General features: G+C 63.6%; 16 protein-coding genes and 1 tRNA gene. 7 read left to right on the top strand and 10 right to left on the bottom strand.

Annotated features, from left to right (window positions below; translation table 11 throughout):
- Positions 1 to 41: 41 nt before the first annotated feature.
- Positions 42 to 632 carry a helix-turn-helix domain-containing protein gene (locus tag PTE31013_RS06915; protein WP_150612050.1) on the bottom strand — a complete coding sequence of 197 codons (591 nt, stop codon included), beginning with the start codon at positions 630 to 632 and terminating at the stop codon, positions 42 to 44.
- Between the two features lie 209 nt (positions 633 to 841).
- Between PTE31013_RS06915 and kbl the strand changes: the two genes are divergently transcribed.
- On the top strand, positions 842 to 2,059 hold the full coding sequence (gene kbl / locus PTE31013_RS06910; RefSeq protein WP_150612049.1) for a glycine C-acetyltransferase: 1,218 nt from the start codon (positions 842 to 844) through the stop codon (positions 2,057 to 2,059).
- Between the two features lie 2 nt (positions 2,060 to 2,061).
- Positions 2,062 to 3,027, top strand: a complete 966-nt coding sequence (locus PTE31013_RS06905; RefSeq protein WP_150612048.1) for an NAD-dependent epimerase/dehydratase family protein — start codon at positions 2,062 to 2,064, stop codon at positions 3,025 to 3,027.
- Between the two features lie 170 nt (positions 3,028 to 3,197).
- Here the strand turns inward: PTE31013_RS06905 and PTE31013_RS24735 are convergent, their stop codons facing one another.
- Positions 3,198 to 3,341, bottom strand: a complete 144-nt coding sequence (locus PTE31013_RS24735) for a hypothetical protein (protein WP_174978451.1) — start codon at positions 3,339 to 3,341, stop codon at positions 3,198 to 3,200.
- Between the two features lie 442 nt (positions 3,342 to 3,783).
- On the opposite strand from PTE31013_RS24735, the gene PTE31013_RS06900 reads away from it, so the two are divergent.
- Positions 3,784 to 4,668, top strand: coding sequence for a hypothetical protein (locus PTE31013_RS06900; protein ID WP_150612047.1), 885 nt, complete (start codon positions 3,784 to 3,786; stop codon positions 4,666 to 4,668).
- Positions 4,669 to 4,740: 72 nt separating this feature from the next.
- On the opposite strand, the gene PTE31013_RS06895 is transcribed toward PTE31013_RS06900, so the two are convergent.
- Together PTE31013_RS06895 and PTE31013_RS06890 are read right to left on the bottom strand one after the other, a co-directional pair.
- Positions 4,741 to 6,057, bottom strand: a complete 1,317-nt coding sequence (locus tag PTE31013_RS06895; protein ID WP_150612046.1) for an ABC transporter ATP-binding protein — start codon at positions 6,055 to 6,057, stop codon at positions 4,741 to 4,743.
- A gap of 10 nt (positions 6,058 to 6,067) precedes the next feature.
- Complete coding sequence (locus tag PTE31013_RS06890) at positions 6,068 to 7,807, bottom strand: ABC transporter permease (RefSeq protein WP_150612045.1); 1,740 nt, start codon at positions 7,805 to 7,807, stop codon at positions 6,068 to 6,070.
- Between the two features lie 503 nt (positions 7,808 to 8,310).
- On the opposite strand from PTE31013_RS06890, the gene PTE31013_RS06885 reads away from it, so the two are divergent.
- Positions 8,311 to 9,912, top strand: a complete 1,602-nt coding sequence (locus PTE31013_RS06885; protein ID WP_174978450.1) for a tetratricopeptide repeat protein — start codon at positions 8,311 to 8,313, stop codon at positions 9,910 to 9,912.
- Here PTE31013_RS06885 and PTE31013_RS06880 read toward each other — a convergent pair.
- Positions 9,894 to 10,967 carry an AI-2E family transporter gene (locus PTE31013_RS06880; RefSeq protein WP_150612043.1) on the bottom strand — a complete coding sequence of 358 codons (1,074 nt, stop codon included), beginning with the start codon at positions 10,965 to 10,967 and terminating at the stop codon, positions 9,894 to 9,896. The genes PTE31013_RS06885 and PTE31013_RS06880 overlap by 19 nt on opposite strands.
- Positions 10,954 to 11,913, bottom strand: a complete 960-nt coding sequence (locus tag PTE31013_RS06875) for a LysR family transcriptional regulator (protein ID WP_150612042.1) — start codon at positions 11,911 to 11,913, stop codon at positions 10,954 to 10,956. Before PTE31013_RS06875 ends, PTE31013_RS06880 begins: the two co-directional genes overlap by 14 nt.
- 185 nt (positions 11,914 to 12,098) lie before the next feature.
- On the opposite strand from PTE31013_RS06875, the gene PTE31013_RS06870 reads away from it, so the two are divergent.
- Positions 12,099 to 12,881 (top strand): TerC family protein, encoded by a 783-nt coding sequence (locus tag PTE31013_RS06870; protein WP_150612041.1) that lies wholly within the window; start codon positions 12,099 to 12,101, stop codon positions 12,879 to 12,881.
- Between the two features lie 261 nt (positions 12,882 to 13,142).
- On the opposite strand, the gene PTE31013_RS06865 is transcribed toward PTE31013_RS06870, so the two are convergent.
- The 4 genes from PTE31013_RS06865 to PTE31013_RS06850 form a co-directional block, all read right to left on the bottom strand.
- A tRNA-Met gene (locus tag PTE31013_RS06865) sits at positions 13,143 to 13,219 on the bottom strand.
- 180 nt (positions 13,220 to 13,399) lie between these two features.
- Positions 13,400 to 15,058, bottom strand: a complete 1,659-nt coding sequence (locus tag PTE31013_RS06860) for an MFS transporter (protein ID WP_150612040.1) — start codon at positions 15,056 to 15,058, stop codon at positions 13,400 to 13,402.
- 171 nt (positions 15,059 to 15,229) lie between these two features.
- Positions 15,230 to 16,891: a sensor histidine kinase gene (locus PTE31013_RS06855; protein WP_150612039.1), complete on the bottom strand. Its 1,662-nt coding sequence runs from the start codon at positions 16,889 to 16,891 to the stop codon at positions 15,230 to 15,232.
- Between the two features lie 50 nt (positions 16,892 to 16,941).
- Positions 16,942 to 17,631, bottom strand: coding sequence for a response regulator transcription factor (locus PTE31013_RS06850; RefSeq protein WP_017232933.1), 690 nt, complete (start codon positions 17,629 to 17,631; stop codon positions 16,942 to 16,944).
- A 202-nt stretch (positions 17,632 to 17,833) separates the two neighbouring features.
- Here PTE31013_RS06850 and recA point away from each other — a divergent pair, with 202 nt between their 5' ends.
- Entirely contained in the window at positions 17,834 to 18,895 is a 1,062-nt protein-coding gene (gene recA / locus PTE31013_RS06845; protein WP_150612038.1) for a recombinase RecA, read from the top strand.
- Between the two features lie 106 nt (positions 18,896 to 19,001).
- Positions 19,002 to 19,541 carry a recombination regulator RecX gene (recX, locus tag PTE31013_RS06840; RefSeq protein WP_343039547.1) on the top strand — a complete coding sequence of 180 codons (540 nt, stop codon included), beginning with the start codon at positions 19,002 to 19,004 and terminating at the stop codon, positions 19,539 to 19,541.
- The last annotated feature ends 36 nt before the right edge of the window (positions 19,542 to 19,577 follow it).

The raw sequence follows: 19,577 nt of genomic DNA, 5'->3' as shown, positions 1-19,577 counted from the left end.
GGTTTGCCCCACATGCGCCGTTTTGCACGTGAGACCGTCGTCTATCCGTGGATCACCACGAGCAGGCCGCGCGCAACGGACTTGCCGACATTGCGGATCGCGTGAGCACGGTCGGCCGGGTAGCGCGCGGTCTCGCCCGGCTTGGCGCGTCGCGCAAAGTGTTCGACTTCGACGTCGACCTGGCCGTCTAACACCGTGAAGTGTTCGCGCGTGCCCGGATCGTGCGGCTCGGAGACGAGTGCGGCGCCGGGTTGCAACGTCAATTCATACCACTCGTATTTGCCCGCCAGTTCCATCGGCCCAAGGATCTTCAACTGATACGCGTGCTCCGCACCGGCCAGTGTCGGGATTTCATGCTTGCCGATCACCCGTACCGGTTCGGGGTCGCCCGCAGGGGCGCCCAGTAGCTGGTCGAGGCGCACCCCCAACGCATTGGCCAGCCGCCACGCCACGGCAATGGTCGGATTGGCCTTGTCGCGCTCGATCTGCGAGAGCATCGACTTGGAGACGCCGGACGCGCGCGAGAGCGTCTCCAGCGTCATGCCGCGCTCCTTGCGCAGTTGCTGAATCATGTCGCCGACCGGCGGCGGGGCGATCGGTGAGGCCGCAGAGACTGCGGGAGTTCTTGCCATATGTGTTCCGCGATATTAGAATTTTCCAATATATTGAAATTAGTTCAATATAAGGTATAGTTTTCGATAAGGTGAATGGCTGCATGGTAGCAGAGCGAGCGCTCGATGCCTGCCCGGCTTTCGCTCCGGTCGGCATCCACCGATGCCGCCAGATTTCCCCGGTGACGCCGTACAACGGCGCCACCGGCTGCCCAGAGGAGAGGCGCACGATGACCGCACATACCCCGGAGGCCCGCGAGGGCTTCTACCGCCAACTGACCGAACGACTCGATGACACGCGCAGCCAGGGCCTCTTCAAGCAGGAGCGCGTGCTCATGTCGCGGCAGGGGCCGGAGGTCATGTGTGACGACGGTCAGACGCGTATCAACCTGTGCGCCAACAACTACCTGGGGCTCTCGGGCAGCGAAACGCTCGTCAAGGCGGCGCAGCAAGCGCTGGAAGACTTCGGCTTCGGCTTGTCGTCGGTGCGCTTCATCTGCGGCACGCAAGGTCCGCACAAGGCGCTTGAAGCCCGTATCGCCGCGTACCTTGGCACGGAAGACGCCATCCTGTACGCCGCCGCGTTCGACGCGAATGGCGGCGTCTTCGAACCGCTGTTCGACGAGCAGGACGCCATCATCTCCGACGCTCTCAACCACGCCTCGATCATCGATGGCGTGCGTCTTTGCAAGGCGCAACGTCTGCGCTATGCGCACAACGACATGGAAGACCTCGAGCGCCAGTTGCAGGCGGCGGCGGGGGCGCGGCATCGCATCATCGTCACCGACGGCGTATTTTCGATGGACGGCACGATTGCCCAGCTCGACCGCATCGTGGCGCTGGCCGAGCAATACGGCGCGCTCATCATGATCGACGAGTGCCATGCGACCGGCTTCATGGGGCCGACGGGGCGCGGCACGCATGAGCATCACGGTGTGCTCGGCAAGATCGACATCATCACCGGCACGCTGGGCAAGGCGCTCGGCGGCGCGATGGGTGGCTTCACGGCGGGGCGCCGCGAGGTGATCGAGACGCTGCGCCAGCGCTCGCGCCCGTACCTGTTTTCGAACAGCCTGGCGCCGGCCATCGTCGGCACGTCCCTCGCCGTGTTCGACGAACTCGAACATTCGTCGGCGCGACGCGAGCAATTGCATGAGAACACCGCGTTCTTCCGTCGGGAAGTGGCGGCGCTGGGCTTCACGATCAAGCCGGGCACGCACCCGATCGTGCCCGTCATGCTCTTCGATGCCATGCTCGCGCAGCGTTTCGCGCAGCGCCTCTATGAGCTGGGCGTGATCGCCACCGGCTTTTTCTACCCGGTGGTGCCGCAGGGGCAGGCGCGAGTGCGCGTGCAACTCTCGGCGGCGCACACGCGCGATCACCTGACGCGTGCGCTGGCGGCATTCGCCCAGGCCGGCAACGAACTCGGCATCCTCAAGCAAGGTTGACTATGGAACGCATCCTCATCATTGGCGCCAACGGGCAGATCGGCAGCGAACTCGTCGACGCCCTGGCTGTGCAGTACGGCAACGAGAATGTCATCGCTACGGATATCGCACCGGGGCCGTCGCGCCACGCCGTGCATTACGAGACGCTCGACGTACTCGATGCCGCCCGACTGGCCGCCTTGGTCGAGCGCTTCGGCATCACCCAGATTTTCCATCTGGCGGCGCTGCTCTCGGCGACGGGCGAGACGCGACCGCTCCAGGCCTGGACGCTCAACATGAACGGCCTGCTCAACGTGCTCGAACTGGCGCGCGAACGCCAGGGGCTGCGGGTGTTCTGGCCGTCGTCGATTGCCGCGTTCGGTCCGCATACGCCGGCCGTCGAAACGCCGCAGCTCGCCATCATGGATCCGACCACGATGTATGGCATCAGCAAGCAGGCAGGCGAGCGACTGTGCGAGTACTACTTCACGAAGTTCGGCGTGGACGTGCGCAGCCTGCGCTATCCCGGCGTCATCAGCTACAAGACGCCCCCGGGCGGCGGCACGACCGATTACGCCATCGAGATATTCCAGGCGGCGCGGCGCGGCGAGACATACACGTGCTTCCTGAAGGAAGACGCGACATTGCCGATGATCCACATGCCCGATGCGGTACGCGCTACGCTGGAACTGATGAATGCAGACGCCTCGCGCCTGCGCGTGCGCTCGTCGTATAACGTGGCCGGGGTGAGCTTCGACCCGGCCACGCTGGCGGCGGCGATTGCGCGCCGCGTGCCGGGCTTCACCGTGACGTACGCGCCGGACTTCCGCCAGGCGATCGCCGAAACGTGGCCGCATACGCTTGACGATACCCATGCCCGCTACGATTGGGCCTGGCAGCCGGCGTTCGGTCTGGAGGCGATGGTCGACGACATGCTTGCCAACGTGCCGCTCGACTGGCATGCGCCGGTCTTGGGACACGCCGCTTGATGGGAAACGTGACGGGGCAGTGACGGGGCGATGAGGGTGCCGAAAGGCGAGAGGGCGGACTGGTGACGCGCCAGTCGGCTGGCGGGAAAATCAAGACAGGTCGAGCGAGGCGCGTGCGATATCGAGTCGTACGCGCCTTGTTGCATGGCGCGCAGGGATTGCCGAGAACCTTACTTCGGATGATGCACCGCGTAGTAAGCCAGTGCGGCAACGACCGCACAGGTTACCGCAACGGCGCGTCGGCGCCAGCGATAGGCCGGGGTAAAGCTGAGGGCCCGCCCACGGCCTTCGTCTTTCGAATGGTAGTAGCTCATATTGCGTCTTCTCGGGTCTGATGCACGGTCTTCGCCGCGGAAAGAACCTGCATGACATCACGTCGATGCGCCCCCCGGTGCATGACGCGCAGGTTCTCCAACGATTATGCGACCGTGAAAAAACGACTGCGAATCAGTATCTATACCAATACGTGTGGCCTTTTTGACACGGTCGCATCGTGGCATTTCCCGCAGCGATGACGGTTTTTTCGTAGGCAATGCCCGCGTCGTTTTCGCATCCGCCAATCGTCACGGCCCTCCGGCCGACGTTTCCCACCTCGATATCTTGTAGGACGTGAATCTCGATGTGCGAAGCATATGCAGAATCCACATTTCCGTGCTTGCGCGCCGCGTCGCGCGCTGAAACAATGCGTGAAAACGGTGGTCACGCCGATGACCATCGCCGAGTCGTCTTAGAGATCACGCCTGGGAGGGACGTGCCATGACGCCTAGCACCCGCCGCACTATCGCTTGCCGCTACCGCGGAACCGCTATCAAGCGCGCCGCGTTCGTCTTCGTTGCCGCGGGTATGTGCGCGGCCAACGTCCATGCGCAGGAAGCCATGCTGCGCGCCAACAATCAGATCTGGATCGACGCCGGCGCCCAGCAGTTGCATTACTGGGAGAACATCGGGCCCGGCAAGAGCGATTCCGAACGGGGGACGACCGCCGCGTTCGCGCTGGGGGCATCGACCCAGCGGCAGTTGTTCGGCGTGTCGAACCTGTATTTCGGCGGTTCGGTACGCGTGTCGCATGGCAACGTCGACTATGGCGGCTATCTGCAAGACCTGACGGGCCGCGTCGTCCAGCCGAATTACGAGATGACCACGCGTTCGACCGCGACGGACGTCACGCTCAAGGCCGGTAAGGCGATCCCGTTCCAACTTGGCACCCGGTTTGCGCAGGTGATCCCGTATCTGAGCTACAGCTACCGGGACTGGATTCGCGACAGTAGTCGCGAACCGAACGGCTTCTACGAGCGCTATCGCCACCACGTGATCGGTGGCGGTCTGATGGGGCAGCTTGAAGTCACACCGAAACTCGTGGCGACCGCGGATGTCCGCGCGGGGGCGATGGTCGGTGCCTCGATGACGCTGGCGGGCTCGCAGAACACGTTCAGCCTTGGCAACAAGCCGGTCGTGGTGGCAGGCTTCGGGCTCGACTACGCCATCGCGCGCAACTTCCACGTGAATGCGAGCTACGAGTGGTCTCGCTTCCAGTACGGGCGCTCGAGCGTCACGCAGATCTCGCCGGGCGTTAACGCCTACGAACCCGATTCGAAGACGATCAACCAGACCTGGATGATCGGCGCGGGCTACGCTTTCTGACAAACGACAACGCCGCGCGCTCAAGTGAGTCGCGCGGCGTTGGATTCCCGGCTGGACCTCGCCGGATGGCGATCAGGTCGCGCCTTCCACGTCTTCGAGACTGAACGTCTCCGTGTGGTCGTTGTACGAGAAGATCTCGGCATAACGTCCCCAGTTGATGGCGGTGTCGAGCGTTTCCTGCGCGAGATCGTCCGACATCGAATCTTCCAGCTCCTGCTCGAAACGTACGCGCGGCGCCCGTTGTCCGCGACGTTCTTGCAGCACGGCGCGGATCTTCGCCGCGAGCGGCACGTGACGCAGCAGATGTTCGGCGAACAGCACCTTGCGCTCTTGCGTGCTCACGTCCACGAAACGCTTGCCGGCGAGGGTCAGCAGAATGTCGCCTTCCTTGAGTTCCGCGAAGCCCAACTGGTCGAGGATTTCGGCCACCGGGAAGAGGTCGTCGACCTCGAGCAGCAGCGTCTGTGCGATTTCCGGCAAGTCGGCGCGGCCATTGTAGGGCGGGCCAGCCAGTGCTTCGAGCAGACCGGCCATCAGGTTGGTCGACACCTCGTGCAGCGGGCTCGACAGCTCCAGCGCCATCTTCTGCGTAGTGTGTGCATTGCGACGCGACGTCATCAGCGCATAGATGTCGTCGACCATCTTGCGGAAGGCCGGATCGAGACGGTTGCGTCGATGCGGGAACGGCACCTTGATCTCGGCGACCACGCGCCCGGGATTCGACGACAGCACCAGAATCCGGTCGCACATGAACACGGCTTCTTCAATGTTGTGCGTGACGATCAGGATCGACTTGATCGGCAACTGCCGCTGGCTCCATAGATCGAGCAGGTCGGTACGCAGTGTTTCCGCCGTGAGGACGTCGAGCGCGGAGAACGGCTCGTCCATGAGCAGCAGGGTGGGATTGACCACAAGCGCACGGGCAAAGCCCACCCGCTGACGCATGCCGCCCGAGAGCTCGCGCGGATAGGCGTTCTCGAAGCCGTCCAGCCCGATCAGGTCGATGGCGGCGAGGGCACGGCGGCGACGCTCCTTCGGCTCGACGCCGAGCGCTTCCAGCCCGGCTTCCACGTTCTGCAGCACGGTTAGCCACGGAAACAGCGCGAAGGTCTGGAACACCATCGCCACCCCTTCGGGCGGCCCTTCGAGCGGTTGCCCGAGATAGCGGATGTCGCCTCCGCTCGGCTGGATCAGGCCGGCGATGATGCGCAGCAGCGTCGACTTGCCCGAGCCTGAGCGCCCGAGCAGGCCGACGATTTCGCCTTCGTGCAGTTGCAGATTCACGCCGTCGAGCACCTGGCGCTCGTCGCCGCCCTTGCGGAAGCCGCGGCTGACGTTGGCGAGCGAGAAGATCTCATTTCCGACAATCGTTTGGGTATCGTTCGGCATCACGGTCCCTTCAATTCAGGCGAAGCTTGTTTTCGGCGATGGCGTACATCGGACGCCACAGCAAGCGGTTGAACAATACGACGAACAGCGCCATCACGGCGATGCCCAGCAAAATGCGTGGATAGTCTCCTGCCTCGGTCATCTGGGCGATGTAGGCGCCCAACCCGTGCGCGGCAAGCTTGTCGTCGCCCCACTGCACGTATTCCGAGACGATGGACGCATTCCACGCGCCGCCCGACGCGGTGATCGCGCCCGTCACGTAATAGGGGAAGATGCCCGGCAGCATGATCTGGCGCCACCACTGCCAGCCGCGAATGCGGAAGTTGGTGGCGGCTTCCTTGAAGTCGTTGGGAAACGTCGTCGCACCGGCGATGACGTTGAACAGGATGTACCACTGCGTGCCCAGGACGATCAGCGGCGAGAGCCAGATATCCGGATTGGCGTGGAAATGGACGATGGCCACCACGAAGATCGGGAACAGCAGGTTGGCCGGGAACGCGGCGAGGAACTGGGCAATCGGCTGAATGCGCTCGGCAAGCTTCGGCCGCAAGCCGATCAGCACACCCAGCGGCACCCATATCACCGACGCAATGGCAATGAGCACCACCACGCGAACCAACGTGATCAGGCCCAGGCCGAGCACCCGCAGCACTTCGGACGCCCCGACTTCGGTCAGCACGAAGGTACAGATCTTCCAGGCGGCGCTCACACCCATCACCACCAGCAGCGCGGCCCACATCCAGTCAATCACCCGCGAGAGCGGGGTTTTCGATTCGGAATGGATGGCGGCCGGCAGCGAGAGCGGCATGCGCATGCGCGCGAGCGTACGCAGCAGCTTGCCGAACGGGCGGAGGAGGAACTGAATCGCCCGGGTGCGCTGAATGACGTTGAGCACCCACGACTCGGGGGCGGACTGCGAGACCGTGTCTTCCAGGCGGAATTTGTCGGACCACGCGACCATCGGCCGGAACAGGAACTGGTCGTAGATGACAATGACGACGACCATCGTCAGAATCACCCAACCCACGGCATGCAGATCGCGCTGGACGATGGCCGTGGCGAGATACGCGCCGATGCCGGGCAGCGTGACAGTCTTGTCGCCGACCGTGATCGCTTCTGACGCTACCACGAAGAACCAGCCGCCCGACATGCTCATCATCATGTTCCAGATGAGGCCCGGCATCGAGTAGGGCACGTCGAGTTTCCAGAATCGCTGCCACGGCGAGAGGCGCAGATTCACGGCCACTTCCGACAAGTCGCGCGGCTGGGTGCGCATCGACTGGTAGAACGAGAACGTCATGTTCCACGCCTGGCTCGTGAAAATCGCGAAGATGGCGGCGCATTCGGCGCCGAGCACGCGTCCCGGGAACAAGGCGAGGAAGAACGTGACGGTAAACGAGATGTAGCCGAGCACCGGTATCGACTGGAGGATGTCGAGCATCGGCACCAGCAGCTTTTCGGCCCGGCGGCTCTTGGCAGCGAGCGTCCCATAGACGAGCGTGAAGACGAGCGACGCGACCATTGCCGCGAGCATGCGCAGCGTGGTGCGCAATGCGTACTCGGGCAGGTTGGCCGGATCGAGCGAGATGACCTCGGTCTGCAGGTTGGCCAGCGGGGCCCAGGTCTGGCGAATGCCCGACGAGCTGACCATCAGGAAACCGATGATGAGCGGGAAGGCAATGAAGTCCCAGCGGTTGGGCAGCAGGCGTCGCGCAGTGGCGGGGATGAACGGACGGGCTACGCGCGTCATCAAGACCTCGTGAGGATGAGGAGTCGGACAGATAACAGGATTCGGTGTCGGCATGCGGCGCGGCAGTGACGCCGCGTGCGCGCAGGGACGGCAGCGGATGCTACCAGATTGCCCCGTAAAAAGATGTTAAAGCCCGTGTCACGGGCTGGCAAACCGGATCTTCCAAGGGGGATTGTGGTTTTTATGTTGCACTGCGGGAGATCGAGGTTTCAATAGGTGATACCCGAGCGCGCGGGGCGTCCGCACCGATGGGGCGCGGCGTCCGAATGGGATGCCCCGGTGGCGTGCGCAGGAAAATGAGGTTGAATGAGGCCGGAAAGAGGTGAACTTTATGAGCGTGGCGCGGACCAAGCTCCGCGGCTTGCTTCGCGCCGTGCGGTCGTGTAGTGTGCACCGCTCGATCGGGCCACGGCGCCAGTGGCCGGTGGCGCAATGCGCCCCGGTTGTCGTGTGGCTTGCCGGCCCGTCTCCCTCTCATTCCAAGACAAGCAAGGATGCGCCGCATGACGACGCCATTAGACGCGCGTTGCGAGCGTGCACGACAACTGAGTGCCGCCGGCCGGCTCGACGAGGCGATCGCCGAGTTACGCCAAGTACTGAAACACTCCCCCGAATTTCTGCCCGCCCTCGAGGGACTCGCTTACGTCTCGCTGCGCACGAGCGCCTTCGAGTCGGCCGCCGATGCCTTCGATCGCCTGATCGCACTCGTCCCGCTGCCCGGCGCGCAGGCAAGCTTCGACGCCGCGATGGCCAGTCTCCAGGCTGGGCGCCAGATGCGTGCCGAGGCGCTGTTCGAGGCCACGGTACAGCAGTCGCCGGACGTGATCGGCACGATGCACACCATTGGCCTGACCTGGGCGCGGGCGGGCGACAACGCGCGTGCGCTCGTCTGGTTCGAGCGCACGTCCGCCAAGGCCCCGGCGCTGTGGCAGGCGCATTTCAACCGCGGCCGCGCGCTCGGTGCGCTGGGTCGCTACGACGAAGAGATCGACGCTTACCGGCTGGCCAACGCCATCGCCCCGCAGCAGCCCGATCCACTGGTGAACCTTGGCGTGGCGCTGCGTGAGCGGCACGCGTTCGCCGAGGCACTGCAATGCCTGCGCGAGGCCGTGAAGTTCGCACCGGAGCATGCCGGGGCGCGCACCAACCGGGCGCAGACGAATTTGCTGCTGGGCGACTTCGAGCACGGCTGGCATGACTACGAGTGGCGCTGGCAGGACGGCGGCCAGCAGCGGCGCTTCAGCGATCGGCTCTGGGACGGGCGCGCGCCGCTCGCGGGCACGACGGTGTTCGTCCACAGCGAACCAGGCTTCGGCAACACGTTGCAGTTCGTGCGGTTCGTGCCGCGTCTGGTTGCAATGGGGGCTCACGTGGTGCTGTCGGTGCAGGCGCCGCTCGTGACGCTGCTGGGCGGCTTCGCGCGCAGGGTGACGGTGCTTGGCGAGCACATGCCGGTGCCGTCGTTCGACTGGCAATTGCCGCTGCTCAGCCTGCCGCATCTATTGAAAGTGGGGGGCGATGTCGCGCCCCCGTTGCCGTACCTGCGGTCGAGCGCGGGACGCGAGATGATCTGGCGCTCGATGCTCGGCAAGAAGCCGGAAGGCGCGACGCGGGTGGGCTTTGTGTGGCGCACGGGACCGTTTCCCGCGCATCGCGACGTGGGGCTTTCGCATTGGGCGCCGGTCTTCGGTGCCGACGCGCATTTCTACTCGTTGCAGGTCGACGCGACAGACGACGAGCGAGCCGAGTTGGCCCGGTATGCCAATGTGCATGACATCGGGGCGAAGCTCAGCGATTTTGCCGAGACGGCGGCCGTCATGGCGCAGATGGATCTCGTGATTGCCGTGGACACGGCGGCGCTGCACTTGGCCGGGGCGCTGGGCAAACCTGTCTGGGGACTCGTCGGCTTCACGCCGGACTGGCGCTGGCAGATGTCGCGCCGGGACAGCGACTGGTATCCGTCGCTCACGCTACACCGCCAGTCGCAACGCGATGACTGGGACGGAGTGATGACGCAGGTCGGGGCCGATCTCGCCACCCTGGTGCGGGGGGCGCGGGCGGAAGCGCTGACGGATGCCCACCGCGCTTACCCCGCGTCGGCCTGATCGCTGTCCTCGTGGCGCAGGCGTGTGTAGATGTTCCAGCTCGAAATGAACAGGGCGGCGATGAGCGGGCCGATCACGAAGCCTGTCAGGCCAAACAGCGACATCCCGCCGAGGGTGGCGATCAGCACGACCCAGTCGGGCAGCTTCGTGTCCTTGCCCACGAGAATCGGACGCAATACGTTGTCGACCAGGCTCACGATCGTGCCGCAGAACGCAAACAGCACCACGCCCTTCCAGATCTCTCCGGAGAGGAACAACCAGATCCCCACGGGCACCCACACGACGGCCGCGCCCACGGCGGGCAGCAGCGACAGGAACGCCATCACCACGGCGGCGAGCACATAGCCCTGGATGCCGAGCACGGCGAAGATAAAGCCCCCGAGCATGCCCTGCACCACGGCAACGGCGATGTTGCCCTTGACCGTGGCGCGCACGACCGTGGTGAACTGCCGAATCAGCTGGGTTTTGTGGCGCTCATCGAGCGGAAGGGCGCGCCGCACCGTCCCGGCGAGTACGGTGCCGTCGCGCAGCAGAAAGAACAGCAGGTAGAGCATCACGCCGAAACTCACCAGCAGTTGCGCCGTATTCTGGCCGATGCTCACCAGGTAGACCGCGACGAGGCGGCCGATCTGCGCCGCGCCGTCGCCAAGCTTTTGCTGGATGGCGTTGACGTCCTGTACGCCAGCGAGGTCCATTACCCGATGCACGCTGGCGGGCAGTCGGTCGAGCAACTGTTGGAAGGCGACGGTGAGTTGCGGCAAATCGGTGCGGAAGCGAACGAGCGCCGTGCTGATTTCTTGCGTCAGCATGCCCACGACGAGCGTGAGCGGCAGGATCACGATGAGCAGGATCAGCGCAAGTGTGGTGAGGGCGGCCAGATTCGGCCGACCGCGCAGGCGGGCGAGGATGCGGCGCTGTACTGGCTGGAACAGCACGGCAAGAATCGCTCCCCAGAAGACGGCGCCGAACAGCGGAAACAGAATCCACCCGAACACGATCGTCACGACGAACAGCATGAGGTGGAAGAACTTGCGCTGGTCGCTATGACTCGACATGAGGTTTCCTCGCAGATGATGGCGGCACGGCGGGCTCGCCAGTCGTTCTTATAGCAGAACCGGCCGTCGGGCTGATGTCGCGGATGATTCGCGTCACGAGCGGATGACCTTCGCCGCGGCGTGAGCGAATGGCGTGGATGTCCTCGACGACATCGGCCGGGCGGCCGAGCCAGCGCAGGCCACGCAGCAGCGAGACGTCGCCCGCGCCGGCTTCGCTTAGCGGGAAGACCCCCATGCCGCGCGTGGCAAAGACGGCCATGAGCGCGCTGTCTTCGAATTCGCCAATGATGTTCGGGCGAATGCCCTGTGCCTCGAACCATTGATCGAGCCGGGCGCGTAGCGCCGAATGGCCGGTCGGCAGCAGGACGGGCACGTCGGCAAGACACCGAGGAAACGCGCCTCTCGAGAGCTGGCGTACGAGCGACGCGGGGCCGTACCAGTCGACCGGCGATGCGACCAGACGTTCGCTCGACAGTCGCAGCGTCGGGTTATAGGGGGCGGGCTGGCTTGCCAGTACGAGGTCGAGCTTGTGCAATGCGAGTTCGGCGAGCAACTGCTCGTGTTCTCCTTCATGACAGACGAGCCGCAGCGAGGGCGTATCGAGCACTGGCGCGAGAATCGCATGCGCGGCCAGTTTGGAGATGCCGTCGGCCAGCCCGATGGCGAGTCTTGCAACACGACCGCTGGCGGCCTCGCGGACTTCGTCGGGAATCGACTGGCCGAGGCGAAAGATCTCCTCGGCGCGCCGGAAGGCGGCCTGCCCTGGGTCTGTCATCGTGACGCCGCGTCCGGCGGGCTTGAGCAACTGGTGGCCCAGTGACTTCTCCAGCTCGCGCACCTGGGCGCTGATCGTCTGCACGGCCATGTCGAGCCGTTCCGCGGCGCGGGCAAAGCCTCCCTCCTTGACGACAACCCAAAAATAGTAAAGATGACGGTAGTTCAACATGTTGATTGGACTTCGGAAAAACCGAACTATTGTGAAGTATATAGCTGGTTTTTACGAAGCTCGAGTTCGAGGATGATGCTGTCCTGAGCCTGCACCTCGCGTTGTGTGCGGGATAACGAAGGGAGATGACTGCGGCCGACGGGCGGTGGACACTCCGATAACCCAACAGAAACTCTGGCGCACATATGGACTATCTACTTGCTTTGGCGACCGACCCGGCGGTGTGGGCGGCGCTTGTCACGTTGGTGGTCATGGAAGTCGTGCTTGGCATCGACAACCTGATCTTCATTTCCATCCTGACGAACAAACTGCCGCTGGCGATGCGGGCGAGAGCGCAGCGCATGGGGATCGGGCTGGCGTTGATCATGCGTCTGGGGTTGCTTGGGACGGTGGCGTGGATTGCCAAGCTGACGATGCCGCTCTTCACGATGTTCGGGCACGGATTCTCGTGGCGCGACTTGATCCTGGTCGCGGGTGGTCTGTTCCTGGTGTGGAAGGCGACGAAGGAGATGCATCACCATGTGGCGTCGGCAACGGACGATGTGTCGGCGCATGGAGACGACGCGTCGGCCGCCGGCACGATGGCGACGATCACGGTGCGTGCCGCCGTAATGCAGATTCTGGTGCTGGACCTGGTGTTCTCGATTGACAGCATTGTGACGGCGGTGGGTATGACGGAGCACATCCCGATCATGTTTGTTGCGGTGATCGCGGCCGTGACGGCGATGTTGTTCATGGCGGGGCCGCTCTCGCGGTTCATCGCGGCGAACCCGACGGTGGTGATGCTGGCGCTGGGGTTCCTGCTCGTGATCGGTATGACGCTGATTGCGGAAGGCTTCGGGTCCCATGTGCCAAAGGGTTACATCTACGCGGCGATGGCATTCTCGGCGTTCGTCGAGGGGCTGAACATGCTGACGCGTCGCGCCAAGACCCGCCGCAAGGCGGAGCAGGCGCGCGTGTTGCACTGAGCGGCCCGGGAGTCATTGGATGGGAGCGGCGGTGCCGATGAGAATCGGCGCGACCATGGACATCGCGACGACTCCCATGCAGACGATGATCGAAGTCGCCAGTACGACTGTCCACGCAGGAAGAAGTCGCTGTTCGAGATGTTCGACTTTGACTGATACAGGCCGGGTGAGGGACGTTTGGCTTGGGGTGCCAAACGTCGGCAGGGGGTCTTGTAGGCCCCCAAAAAAAACGGCTCCCATCGCTGGGAGCCGCTTTAAATTTGGTGGCGAATCAGGGACTCGAACCCCGGACCTGCGGATTATGATTCCGTCGCTCTAACCAACTGAGCTAATTCGCCGTAGAAGAAAGATTATAGGTAGGCCCCCTAGGGCTGTCAATATGTTTTTGCGGGGTATCGCAAAAAAGATGCCGCTGTCGCTCGTCCAACCTCGCCGGCCGGGTTCCAGAAACGACAACGCCGGGACCCGAAGGCCCCGGCGTTGTCGTTTCCATTCAACCTGTCCGGCAGGTCACCCCATCAGTCGTTGGCGTAGATGTCGACGTCCTTGGTTTCCTTGATGAACAGCATACCGATGACAAACGTCAGGAGGGCGATGACGATCGGGTACCACAGGCCGGAGTAGATGTCGCCCTTAGCGGCCACGATCGCGAACGCCGTGGCCGGCAGGAAGCCCCCGAACCAGCCGTTACCGATGTGATACGGCAGCGACATCGATGTGTAGCGAATGCGCGTCGGGAACATTTCCACCAGCATCGCCGCAATCGGCCCGTACACCATCGTTACGAAGATCACCAGAATCGTGAGCAACACCACGACCATCGGCTTGTTCATCTGCGCCGGATCAGCCTTCGGTGGATAGCCGTCGGCCTTGAGCGTGGCGGACATGTCGGCCGCGAATGCCGCAGTCTTGTCCTTCGCATCGGCCGCCTTGCCGTCGACCGACGGAATCACCTTGTCGCCGATCTTCACCGTGGTCATCGTGCCCGCCGGCGCAGTTTCGTTCTGATAGTTCAGGCCGGCGCGAGACAGATAGCTCTTGGCGATGTCGCACGAACTCGTGAACTTCGACGTGCCCACCGGGTTGAACTGGAACGAGCACTCGTTCGGATCGGCGATCACCGTGATCGGCGAGCGAGCCGTTGCCGCTTCCAGGGCCGGGTTGGCATAGTGCGTGAGTGCCTTGAAGATCGGGAAGTACAGCAGCGCCGCGATCAGGCAACCCCCCATGATGATCGGCTTGCGCCCGATCTTGTCCGACAGCGCGCCGAAGAACACGAAGAACGGGCTACCAATGAGCAGGGCCAGCGCGATCATGATGTTCGCGGTATTGCCGTCGACCTTCAGCACTTGCGTCATGAAGAACAGGGCATAGAACTGGCCCGTATACCACACAACCGCCTGACCGGCCGTCAGGCCGACAAGCGCCACGATCACGATCTTCAGGTTCTTCCACTCACCGAACGACTCCTTGAGCGGCGCCTTCGATGCCTTGCCTTCGGCCTTCATGCGCTGGAATGCCGGCGACTCGCTCAGTTGCATGCGGATCCACAGTGAAACCAGCAGCAGCACGAGCGACAGTACGAACGGCACGCGCCAGCCCCAATTGGCAAACGCCTCTTCACCGATCAGCGTGCGGGTGCCGAGAATCACCAGCAGCGAGAGGAAAAGACCCAGCGTGGCGGTCGTCTGAATCCACGACGTGTAGAAGCCGCGACGGCCATGCGGTGCGTGTTCGGCAACGTACGTGGCGGCACCGCCGTATTCCCCGCCGAGGGCCAGGCCCTGCAGCAAACGCATGGCGATGAAGATCACCGGCGCGGCGATCCCCCACGACGCGTAGCCCGGCAGCAGACCGACAACCAGCGTCGACAGACCCATCAGCGTAATGGTCACCAGGAACGTGTACTTGCGACCGACCAGGTCGCCGATGCGGCCGAACACGATGGCGCCGAACGGACGCACCGCGAAACCCGCCGCGAACGACAGCAACGTGAAGATGAAAGCCGCCGTCGGGTTGATGCCCGAGAAGAATTGCCGGCTGATGAAAACGGCCAACGACCCGGCCAGGTAGAAGTCGTACCACTCGAACACCGTGCCCAGCGACGACGCGAAGATGACCTTCCTTTCTTCGGCGGTCATCGGCGCATGGGAGGTGGCTGTCGTTGTAGTAGCCATGCGGTTGTCTCCTGTAATGTAAGCACGCCCCTGGGTCTTGCCCGGGCCGCTGCAACTGATTATTGGAGGACAACCTTACCGACGTCTGACGCCAAACTGACTGGTAGCTTACGCTGCTAGGGATTTACCCTCGACTTTGGCCTGGAATTGAACGTATTTCGCGTGATTTCGTCACGCATGCGGGTTTTCGATAGGCGCGTCGGCGAGGGGGAACGTGACACGAATGAGGGTGCCCGTTGCTTCGGGGTGCTGCGCGTCGACATGGTCGAGCACGCTTACATCGCCGCGATGGATCTGCACGATCTCGCGCACGATGGCCAGGCCAAGGCCACTGCCGTCGCTGTCGCTGCCGAGAATGCGATAAAAGCGCTCGAACACCCGAGGGCGCTCCGATGCCGGAATGCCCTGTCCCGTATCTTCGACTTCCAGATGAATGAAGCCATCGGACGCCTCATGTCGCAAACGCACCGTCACCTTGCCGCCCGCTGGCGTATAACGGATCGCGTTATCGATCAGATTGTTGAGCAACTCGCGAAGCATCACCGGCTGCCCCGACAGATACACTGGAAACGGCGGCTCCTCGAAACCGAGGTCGATCCGCTTGGCGAACGCGGCCTGGAACCAGTCCTGCATGGCGCTACGGGCAAGCACGCTGAGATTGACCGGTGTGAAGGCGCCCGCGTCGTTCGCGCTGTTCTCCGCACGGGCCAACGCCAGCAACTGGTTGACGAGACGCGCCGCCTGCTCGGAACTCACGGCGATCTGCGACAGCGAGCGGCGTAATTCGTCTGGCGACGTCTGGCGCAAGGCGAGTTCGGCCTGCATGCGCAGCCCCGCGAGCGGCGTCTTGAGTTGATGGGCGGCGTCGGCAATGAATCGCTGCTGAAGCTTCATGTTCTGCTCCAGTCGGCCCAGCAGATCGTTCAGCGAACCCACGAGCGGCGCAATCTCCGGCGGGGCCTGACGCGCTTCCAGCGGCGACAGATCGTCGGGACGCCGGGCGCGGATGTGTTCCTGCAACGCATGCAGCGGCGCAAGGCCGCGCGACAGGCCGAACCACACGAGCACGATGGCCAGCGGCAGGATCACGAACTGCGGCAGAATCACGCCCTTGATGATTTCGTTCGCCAGTTGGCTACGTTTGTCGAGCGTCTCGGCGACCTGCACGAGTGCCATGCTGCCGGCGGGCGTCATGTGCGGCAAGTCCACGTAGGTAAACGCGACGCGGATGTCGTTGCCGCCCACGGTCTCGTCGCGAAACTGGACAACGCCTGGTGGCGGACGATCGTCTTCGTGCGGCAGCGGCAAGTCGGCTGTGCCGCCGACCAGCTCGCCCTTCGCCCCGAGTACCTGGAAGTAGACGTTGTCGGTGGCGTCGGCGTGCAGCAGATCACGCGCGGGCATGGGCAGCGTGAGTGTGACCTGGCCGCGATCCGAATGGACTTGCTGGGCAAGGACGTAAGTGTTGGTCTCGAGCGCCCGGTCGAACGGGCCGTTGGCGATCGATTTCGCGACAAGATATGTCACGGCAATGCTCATCGGCCAGAGCAGCAGCAGCGGCGCGAGCATCCAGTCGAGGATTTCGCCGAAGAGCGAGCGCGGCGGCGGTTCGGCCTCGTGCTCGAGCGGCGCGCCGAAACCGGGGCGTACGAAGGGATCGGCGTAAGGGTCGAACCGATCGAAGCGATCGAACCGGTCAAGCGGATCGTCGGTGTGGGAGGGCAAAACGGTGTCGCGTCGTGAGGACGGACCCTCGGGCGACGAGGACGAGCCCGACGACGCGTCCGAGTCCGCTGGCGTGGCGCGATGATGGTGGCGAAAGCTCAGACGCATCGGGCGGGAAGGCTAAAGAGGCTGGGACGGCCGGGGCCGTGCTCGGCAGACTATGCCGCATTGGCAGGCGCGGCGGCCGGCTTCTCCAGACAATACCCCAACCCGCGGATCGTGGCGATGCGTACACCGCTCGGCTCGATTTTCTTGCGCAGCCGGTGCATGTACACCTCGATGGCGTTGTTGCTGACCTCTTCGCCCCAGCCGCACAGGTGGTCGACGAGTTGCTCCTTGGAGACAAGCCGGCCCGTGCGCAGCAGCAGGACTTCGAGCAATTCGAGCTCACGGGCGGACAGGTCGAGCATCTGCTCATTGATATAGGCGGTGCGCCCGACCTGGTCAAAGCTGAGCGGGCCGTGACGGATGACCGTCGAGCCGCCGCCCGCGCCGCGCCGGGTCAACGCCCGCACGCGCGCTTCGAGTTCGGCCAGTGCGAAAGGCTTGGCCATATAGTCGTCGGCGCCGAGATCGAGCCCCTTGACGCGGGCGTCGACGCTATCGGAGGCGGTCAGGATCAGCACGGGCAGATGGGAATTGCGCGCGCGCAACCGGCGCAGGACTTCGTGACCGGGCAGGCGGGGCAGACCGAGGTCGAGAATCAGCAGGTCGAACGTCTGGGCGCAGAGCGCGGAATCGGCTTCGAGTCCTGTCTTGACGTGATCGACGGCGTAGCCCCCCTGGCGCAGCGAGCGGGTCAGGGCGTCGGCCAGAATGCTGTCATCCTCTGCGATGAGAATTCGCATGGGCGTGATAGGCTTGTTGAGGCACCGTCGCCTGACGGCTGCGGTGTGTCTCCTGTGATGTTGCGGCGCGTGATTCGCGGCTTTTTTTGTCGTTTCGGCGCTTTCGGACAACAGGCACTTGCAAAGAGCACTGGTTTTTTATACAGTACCAGCATTCACGCCTCACTCGAGCCGTCTCGCTCATCATATCAAAGGACGATTCATGGAAGAAAGCAAGAAAGGGTCTGCCAATCTGTCGGCCGAGAAAGGCAAGGCGCTGGCCGCCGCCCTCGCGCAGATCGAGAAGCAATTCGGCAAGGGCTCGATCATGCGTCTGGGCGACAGCGAGGTCGAAGCAGACATCCAGGTCGTCTCGACCGGCTCGCTGGGCCTGGACATCGCGCTTGGCGTGGGTGGCCTGCCGCGCGGCCGTGTCATTGAAATCTACGGCCCGGAATCATCGGGCAAGACCACGCTTACGCTGCAAGTCGTGGCGGAAATGCAGAAGGTCGGTGGCACCTGCGCGTTTATCGATGCCGAGCACGCCCTCGATGTCGGGTACGCCAACAAACTGGGCGTTTCGGTGCCGGAGCTGCTGATTTCGCAGCCGGACACGGGCGAACAGGCGCTGGAAATCGCCGACGCGCTGGTGCGCTCGGGGTCGATCGACCTCATCGTTATCGACTCGGTGGCGGCGCTCGTGCCGAAGGCCGAAATCGAAGGGGAAATGGGCGACTCGCTGCCGGGGCTGCAGGCGCGCCTGATGTCCCAGGCCCTGCGTAAGCTGACCGGCACGATCAAGCGCACGAACTGCACGGTGATCTTCATCAACCAGATCCGGATGAAGATCGGCGTGATGTTCGGCAACCCGGAAACGACGACGGGGGGTAACGCGCTGAAGTTCTATTCGTCGGTGCGCCTGGACATTCGCCGAATCGGTTCGATCAAGAAGGGTGACGAGGTTGTCGGCAACGAGACCCGCGTCAAGGTCGTCAAGAACAAGGTGTCGCCGCCGTTCCGCGAAGCGATTTTCGACATCCTTTACGGTCAGGGGATCTCGCGCGAAGGCGAAATCATCGATCTGGGCGTGAACGCGAAGATCGTCGAGAAGGCCGGCGCCTGGTACAGCTACAACGGCGAGAAGATCGGTCAAGGCAAGGACAACGCGCGTGAGTTCCTGCGCGAAAATCCGGATATCGCCCACGAGATCGAGAACAAGGTGCGCGCATCGCTCGGCGTCACGGCCATCAACGAGACCGGCGAAGTCGAAGCAGACGAGGTCTAAGGGCCTTCCACCTGTCCCGGAGCGGCAACGCGACGCCTGTCGGCGCCGCGTTGCCGTTTTTGTTTTCCGGCCCCCGCTTTGAGAGCACCACGATGACGTCATGATCATGCGCCGTCCTCCCCGAGATTCGAACGCGCCGCTGCCTCCGCCGGGCGACGAGGCCGTTGCGGCCAAGCCGTCGCGCAAACCCGTGCTGAGCCTGAAGGCGCGCGCGCTGTCTTATCTTGCGCGTCGCGAATACAGCCGGACCGAACTTCGTCGCAAACTGGTACCCTTTGCCGACGCCGACGATCCCGAGGCGCTCGATCGCGTGCTCGACAGTCTTGAGCAGGAGCGTTGGCTGTCCAACGAACGGTTTGCGCAAAGCATCGTGCATCGGCGTGCCTCACGCATGGGGACGACGCGCATCGTCAACGAACTCAAGCAGCATCAGGTCGATGCCGACACCGTGACGGCGCTCGCGACACAACTGCGCGAAACGGAACTCGCCCGTGCCCGTGCCGTATGGCAGAAGAAGTTCGGCGAAGTTGCCACGACGCCCGAGGCGCGTGCCAAGCAGATGCGATTTCTTGCCTCGCGCGGTTTCTCGCGTACCGTTATCAGCAAAATCGTGCGGGGTACCGATGAATACCTGGATGACTTTTGACGCGTTTTTCATCACTTTCCTGATGGATGTCGCGCC

The organism is Pandoraea terrigena (genome assembly GCF_902459705.1).
In the GTDB taxonomy this organism is placed as follows: Bacteria; Pseudomonadota; Gammaproteobacteria; order Burkholderiales; family Burkholderiaceae; genus Pandoraea; species Pandoraea terrigena.
This window is presented reverse-complemented; position numbering and strand designations above follow the sequence as displayed.